Below are 6,545 nucleotides of genomic sequence, written 5' to 3' on the forward strand. Positions count from 1 at the left end.
GAGTAGTTGTAAATTAGCAGATCGTTGTGTTTTAATACTAAAGAGTTGAGCGTTTCCTGGAAGGCAAAATCTTCTACTATACGAAATCCAGTAGACTATCGGCAGCGATGAGAACGAGGTATCTTGATGAAACTGCTCATTATTGATGAAGATCGTGATCTTGTTGAAATGCTGACAAGCTGGCTACGAACGCTCGGACATGAAGTACGGCGCGCCTACTCTGGGGATCAGGCACGCCGTGAGTGGGAAGAGCACAAGCCCGATCTCGTGATTCTGGATACGGCTCTCAAAGACACAGATGCTCTCGCGCTGTGCCGCGAGATGCGGGCACGGCATGATGCCCTTGTCCTTGTCGTCTCGCAGGAGCGCAACGTGCATGATGAAGTTCGCTGCCTGGAGGAGGGCGCAGATGATTATCTGCGCAAGCCATTTTTCCCGGCTCAGCTTCTGGCGCGCATCCGAGCTGTCAGCCGGCGCGGGCGCTCCACCCTCCTTCTGCGCCCTCCCGCAGTCATCACTGTTGGTCCGCTTTCCATTGATTCTTTGCACAATGAGGCGCGTATCTTCGGTAAAACAGTGCATCTCACTCCGACTGAAAGCAAACTCTTGCATCTCTTAGGAGTCAATGCCAATAATGTCTGTACCGCAGGGCAAATTGTAGCGCATATCTGGGGCTTCGGGAACGAGGGCGATGCCAGTCTGATCAAGGCACATATCCATCATCTGCGGCAGAAAATCGAACCGGACCCGGCTAATCCACGTTACATTCTGACGGTGCCGGGTGTAGGCTACACCCTGGTGCGTCACTCCGAGAAGGCTGAGACTGGCGAGAATCCTGCGGAGCAGGGACAGAGAGCCTCTGGCTAACAGGCCTTCGATCAGCCACCACCGACCGCAGAGATTTGCCTCTCTCCCGTCAAGGCTGTCCGACCCTGACGGCGCATTCCAGGAACGTCCCAGTGCTACAATCAGGTTGCCTTGGGGAAGCGCTCAACCGCAGCCGCTGGGCAGAGGGGTCTGGTTGATGACAAGCGAATACTGCCACCAGTGTGTGCTTTCTCATCGGTCAGCTCCTCTGCCTGTTTCTTCGGCCTTTCCCTCAGATCGAGCTAGATTGCTGCGATTATTTTTCTCACCCTCACTAAGGGTCTCATTCCTTCCGCCAAGGGTGCTCCGTTTACCTACCCCAGGTAGCGATAGAGGAAGCCCCCTAGAGGGCCACTTATAGGCAACGGCAGCCACCGCCAGCAACCAGTGAGCCAGCGGTAAAGCCGGCTTTCCTCAGAGGTACTCACAGGTCCGGCCTGGCGAGGATAATAATAATAGGGTAATGGTAGCTTTTCTGCCCCCCAGCGGCGCTTAAATTCCATTAAGCCCTGATTAGCGCAGGCTGTCCGCCCAAGATCCAGCGCTCTAAACCGCTCATCGCATGCCTGCTTAATCGCCTGCCACATCAGCAAGTTATTGGGTGCCAATGGCAGGTAGCGCTCATGAGAAGCGCCATAGGCATAGCGGACTAGGCCACCTGCCACCAAGAAAATCATCCCTGCAATCGGCTTCCCCCTGTACTCTGCCAGCCATAAGCGCAGCCGCCCACTAGCGGCAAAAGTGTCCCACAGCTCTAAAAAGAAGCGTTTCGGCTGAGCTGGCAGCCCATGTTTCTTACAGCGTGTGCGCAGATGCAACTGATAGTAGCTGAGCATTTCCTCTCGACGCTCAGCCAAGCGCACCTGTACTCCCAATTGGGTGGCCTTGCGTATCTGCCGCTGCACCGGCTTGCGCAATTGGGACCACATGGCCTGAGCGTCACCTGCCAATGGCAACACCCACCGTACATAGAGATCGCTGATGACAAAGTCGCTATGGGCCTGCAGCCATTGATTAGGGCCACAGCGTAGCTCCAGGCAGTCGGCTTTATACTCTGCAGCTAGTGCCAGCGCTTGATCCACCAGGCTCCGAGCGTGCTCTGGCCTCTCCGCCAACAGGGGGCAGTAATCTGAAAAAGGAAAGGCCACCAGCCGCTGGCTTCCAGGGCGGTTCTGCACAAGACAGAGTGGTAGAAAGCCACAGAGCTGGCCGGCCTCGTTGCACACTCCAAGGGGGAAAAGTTTGTATCCATAGAGACGGCTGATCAGTTCTAGCCACTCGGGCAATAGATAGAAAGTTTCGCTCGCCTCCTTGGCAAGCGCCGGAGACCATTCCTGCGTCAGCAAGCGTGTCGCATGTAACATCATCCCTGCTCCTGTCTCCGCAATATACAATATCATGCGCTTAGTGAGCACCGGCTGGCATTGAAGGCGCGCTGTCCGCCCTTCCAGGCAAAGACCTCAACGCTGGAGGCAACACCCTCCGCTGCTAGAGCAGCGAACCGCGGAAGAGCGGCCTTTTTCCAAGGTGCTCCTGCAGCAGGGCTGCCAACTGCTTTTGACAGTGATCCCAGGAATAGTTCTGCTCGACCAGACGTCGGCCAGCTTCGCCGAGAGCTTGACGGCGTTCAGCGTCCTCCAAGAGCGAGATCACGGCGTTGGCAAAGTCCCCAGGGGTATCTGCGATCACCAGATGACGGCCAGAAACTACCGCTAAGCCTTCAGCTCCAAGCGTTGTCGAGACAACAGCCTTTTTCATCGCCAGCGCTTCTAGAATTTTGAGGCGTGTTCCGCTACCAATGGACAGCGGCACAACAACGACACTGGCCTCCGCCAGGTAGGGACGCACGTCAGGCACGGTGCCAGTGACTCTCACCCCAGGCAGCCGGGCCAGGCGCCGTACTGATCGCGGGGGATTGCGCCCAACAATCCACCATTCAGCGGTCGGTGACCGCTCGCGAATCAGTGGCCAGCATTCGCGAGCGAAGGAGAGCACTGCCTGCTCATTGGGATAATAGTCGAGCGAGCCAGTGAAGAGGAGACGCTGCCCTGCTTGCTCTTGCTTACCTTCTGCAGTGGGCGCAAAAAAGGTGAGGTCGACACCATTGGGCACCACTCCTATACGGGCTTGTGGGAGCGACTCTTGCAAGAGCTGGCGCTCTCGCTCACTGGTGACAAAGACAGCAGCAGCCTGCTGACAGCACGCCAGCTCGCGAGGCTTGACAAGGCGATACTCGCGCTCATTATACCACCGACGCAGCCAGCTTTTTTCAGCGCAATAGGTGCGATAGAGTAGCTCATATTCAAGATTATGTTGCAAAATGAAAGCAGGCAGAGTAAGGGGGAGCCGCAAACCGGCAGCAGTCAAAGCGCCATCAACATAGACTGCCTGATAGTGATCGCTCGCCAAAGCCCGATCAACGGCGGCCTGCAAAGCAGGTGGGCAGCGATCGGCAATAGCGCTTGATGCTCCCCGTACGATGTTGAGCGCCTGCCGCCAGCGTCGCCAGCGCGGGGCCGAATAGGGCACGAACTCGACACGCTGTAAACGTTCTAGCAGTGGTCTGCAGCTTGCCGCGATGCGTGACTCTGCATCACGGCTCAGAGCGATAAGTGAGACCAGATAGTTGCTCGCCAGCGCCTGTAACACGTAGAAGCTGCGCGCTCCCCCTCCCCAGGTTGGGGCTGGGACATAAGGGACCACCGCCAATAGCTTCATCGGAACACCTCTTTCGCTTAGCACGGCTTGCCAGCGCGGCGTGCAAAGACACCTAGTTCCATTGGATACACACCACACTATTCCCGCGCCGGTTGCTGTTGCGACCAGGCACAATCTTTCCAGATGTGCTAGATGGGAGCCTCCGCGATCCCTCTGTACCCGCCGTGCTCTCTTCGGGGGATCTCTTCGCTCAGTCAGTAAGCATAACGCTTGCTGATCGCGGAACGGTTGAACTCCTGGTCAAGAAAGTGTTCCTTCTGAGGCCAGGATGTACATATTTGCAATCACTGGCACAGCTCTGTCTCCCGCTACCATTACCAATTCACATGCCTCCCCCTCTCATGACGACACTTTCTTCACCGCAAGGAACATCGCTTCCCAACACAGGAGCAGTATGCTGTCAACAACAGGAAGATCGCTCTCGCAGCTTGGGTCACTTATCAGTTGGCAGGAAACACCCACTGCGATCAGCTCCAAAGGAGGGAGGGTGTTTGCGTGAGCAATGACACTACCGTTGTCATCGGCGCCGGGCCATATGGGCTTTCAATCGCTGCCTATCTGAAAGGGCGCTCGCAGCCCGCACTGGTCTTTGGCCGCACAATGGAGTTTTGGCAGCAGATGCCTGCTGGCTTTCATCTGAAGTCGGTCTGGAGCGCCTCAACGCTCTTTGACCCAGATGGTCGCTATAGTCTGGATCGTTACTGTGCTGCAACCGGCACGCCGCGCCAGGAGCCGCTGCCGATTAGGCTCTTTCTCAATTATTGCTGCTGGTTCCAGCGCCAGGCCGTCCCTGATGTGGACCCAACCTATATCAGCAGGCTGTCTCGCGATGGTGAGACGTTTGTGATTGAGCTGGCGGATGGCCGCTCTCTGAGGGCCAGACGCGTTGTGGTCGCTAGCGGTATTGCTCCGTTCTACTATGTGCCTGAGTTTGCCCGTCACCTGCCCGCTGAATTGGCTTCTCATACGCAAGCACACAGCGATTTCTCGAGCTTTGCCAATCGCGAGGTGGCAGTGGTCGGACGTGGTCAGAGCGCCCTGGAATCAGCCGCGCTGCTTCATGAGGCAGGCGCTCATGTAGAGCTGATTGCCCGCGGTCCGGTAATCTGGATTAACCGCACGCTGTACCATCGTACCGGCCCGGCTCGCCGCATCTTTTACCCTCCTAGCGATGTCGGCCCTCCAGGTCTCAATTGGTTGGTCGCTAGCCCCCTGCTCTTCCGCCTCTTTCCTGAGAAGACACGCTATGCTCTTGACCGCCGGGCCGTCCGGCCAGCAGGAGCAGAATGGTTGCGCCCCCGGGTGGAAGGACACGTCCGCATCACGGATACGGCGGAGGTTGTTAAGGCAACTCCCCGCGGCGAGCGCCTGGAGCTGACGCTCAGTGATGGGAGCAGGCGCCTGGTCGATCATTTGTTCCTGGGCACCGGCTATCGGCCTGACATTCATAAGCTGGATTTCCTTGATGAGGCGCTGCGTAAGCAGATTCTGGCTCGCGATGGCTACCCCGTTCTGAATGAGTGGTTTGAGTCGTCGGTCCCTCGCCTTCACTTCGCCGGCGCTCTGGCTAATCATAGCTTTGGCCCCATCTGCCGCTTTGTGGCAGGGGCCAAGATTCCTGCTCGCCAGATCTTACGCCGCGTTCAGAGCGACCGTCGCTTTGCTTAGCTTGGCCCCGGTGCTACCGCTGCGGCGAAGCCGTCGCGCTACTCTAGGTCGGTCGGCAGGCAGGGAGATATGGCAATAGCTGGTACACATGTTCAGGGGACAACTGGAGAGCTTCCACCCGCCTTGATCCTGGGAAGTGATTTTAAGGCTTTGGGAGTCGTGCGCAGTTTGGGACGCCGTGGCATCAGATGCATGGTAATCGATGCCGTGCCACGCTCTGCCTGGTTCTCGCGCTACACGCGCCGGCGTATCCGCTGGCATGGCTCCCTTGGCGATGAAGCTTTGCTGAGGTTCTTGCTTTCTTTAGGCTCCGCCAGCACCCTGCAGGGCGCTGTTCTCTTCCCTCTGCAGGATGAGGCTGTTGAATTGGTTAGTCGCCATTATGCGGAACTGGCCCCCCTCTATCGGCTCACTACTCCACCCTGGGAGATCGCACGCTGGGCCCTCGATAAACGCCTGACCTATCAGATGGCAGAGCAGTTAGCGATTCCTGCCCCACGAACCTGGTATCCAGCTAGCGAAGAGGCCCTCGCTAGCCTTGATCTCCAGTTTCCCTTGATTGTGAAACCGGCAATCTCCGTTCATCTGCAATACACCCTGCACCTGAAGGCCTTGGAGGCCCGTAACTATGCCGAGTTACTGGCCGCCTATCGCCAGGCTCGCTCTGTCTTGGACGCTGATGAAATCTTGCTCCAGGAGTTGATTCCTGGCAGCGGCCTGTCGCAGTATTCTGTCGGGGCCTTTTGCTCTCAGGGCCAGGTCCTCTCCGCGCTGACCGCCCGTCGCCTCCGCCAGTATCCTATCGACTACGGCCTCGGCTCTAGCTTCGTGGAGGCCGTTGAGGTCCCAGCTCTCTACCCCCTGGCAGAGAAGATATTGCGCTTTATGGGCGTCAGCGGCATGATTGAAGTGGAGTTTAAGTTTGATCAGCGGGATTCACTCTATAAGCTGCTCGATATTAATTTGCGCCCCTGGGGATGGCATACGCTTTGTATAGCTTGTGGTCTGGACCTGCCTTACTTGCAATATTGCCAGGCTATCGGTATAGCGGGGGAAATTCCTCTCTCTCTTCGCTATGGAGTGCGCTGGCTCCGCCTCCTTACCGACCTGCCCGCTGGCTTTCAGGAGATCCGCGCCGGCCTCACCAACCCTTTTGCCTACCTTCGCTCGCTGGTTGGTCCTGTCACTTTCTCCGTTTTTGCCTTGAACGACCCTCTGCCCGCCTTCGGCGATCTGCTGGTGGCTGTGCTGCGCGCTACCCACCTCATGCGCCCTTATCCCAGGCCTCAGGC

Annotated in this window: 5 protein-coding genes; 3 read left to right on the forward strand and 2 right to left on the reverse strand. The window is 57.4% G+C overall.

All coding sequences use genetic code 11. From position 1 onward, the window contains the following. The first annotated feature begins 126 nt into the window (after nucleotides 1–126). Nucleotides 127–867 (forward strand): response regulator transcription factor, encoded by a 741-nt coding sequence (locus tag IRZ24_RS15230; RefSeq protein WP_297165737.1) that lies wholly within the window; start codon nucleotides 127–129, stop codon nucleotides 865–867. Between the two features lie 314 nt (nucleotides 868–1,181). Here IRZ24_RS15230 and IRZ24_RS15235 read toward each other — a convergent pair whose 3' ends face one another. Together IRZ24_RS15235 and IRZ24_RS15240 are read right to left on the reverse strand one after the other, a co-directional pair. After that, on the reverse strand, nucleotides 1,182–2,234 hold the full coding sequence (locus IRZ24_RS15235) for a GNAT family N-acetyltransferase (RefSeq protein WP_297165739.1): 1,053 nt from the start codon (nucleotides 2,232–2,234) through the stop codon (nucleotides 1,182–1,184). 121 nt (nucleotides 2,235–2,355) lie between these two features. Continuing rightward, on the reverse strand, nucleotides 2,356–3,585 hold the full coding sequence (locus IRZ24_RS15240; protein ID WP_297165741.1) for a glycosyltransferase: 1,230 nt from the start codon (nucleotides 3,583–3,585) through the stop codon (nucleotides 2,356–2,358). Nucleotides 3,586–4,080: 495 nt separating this feature from the next. On the opposite strand from IRZ24_RS15240, the gene IRZ24_RS15245 reads away from it, so the two are divergent. Beyond that, nucleotides 4,081–5,253, forward strand: coding sequence for an NAD(P)-binding domain-containing protein (locus IRZ24_RS15245; RefSeq protein WP_297165742.1), 1,173 nt, complete (start codon nucleotides 4,081–4,083; stop codon nucleotides 5,251–5,253). Nucleotides 5,254–5,322: 69 nt separating this feature from the next. After that, a partial coding sequence (locus tag IRZ24_RS15250) for an ATP-grasp domain-containing protein (RefSeq protein ID WP_297165744.1) occupies nucleotides 5,323–6,545 on the forward strand: 1,223 nt, incomplete at its 3' end.

Origin of the sequence: Thermogemmatispora sp. (genome assembly GCF_019683755.1) — a bacterium.
Classification (GTDB): Bacteria; Chloroflexota; Ktedonobacteria; order Ktedonobacterales; family Ktedonobacteraceae; genus Thermogemmatispora.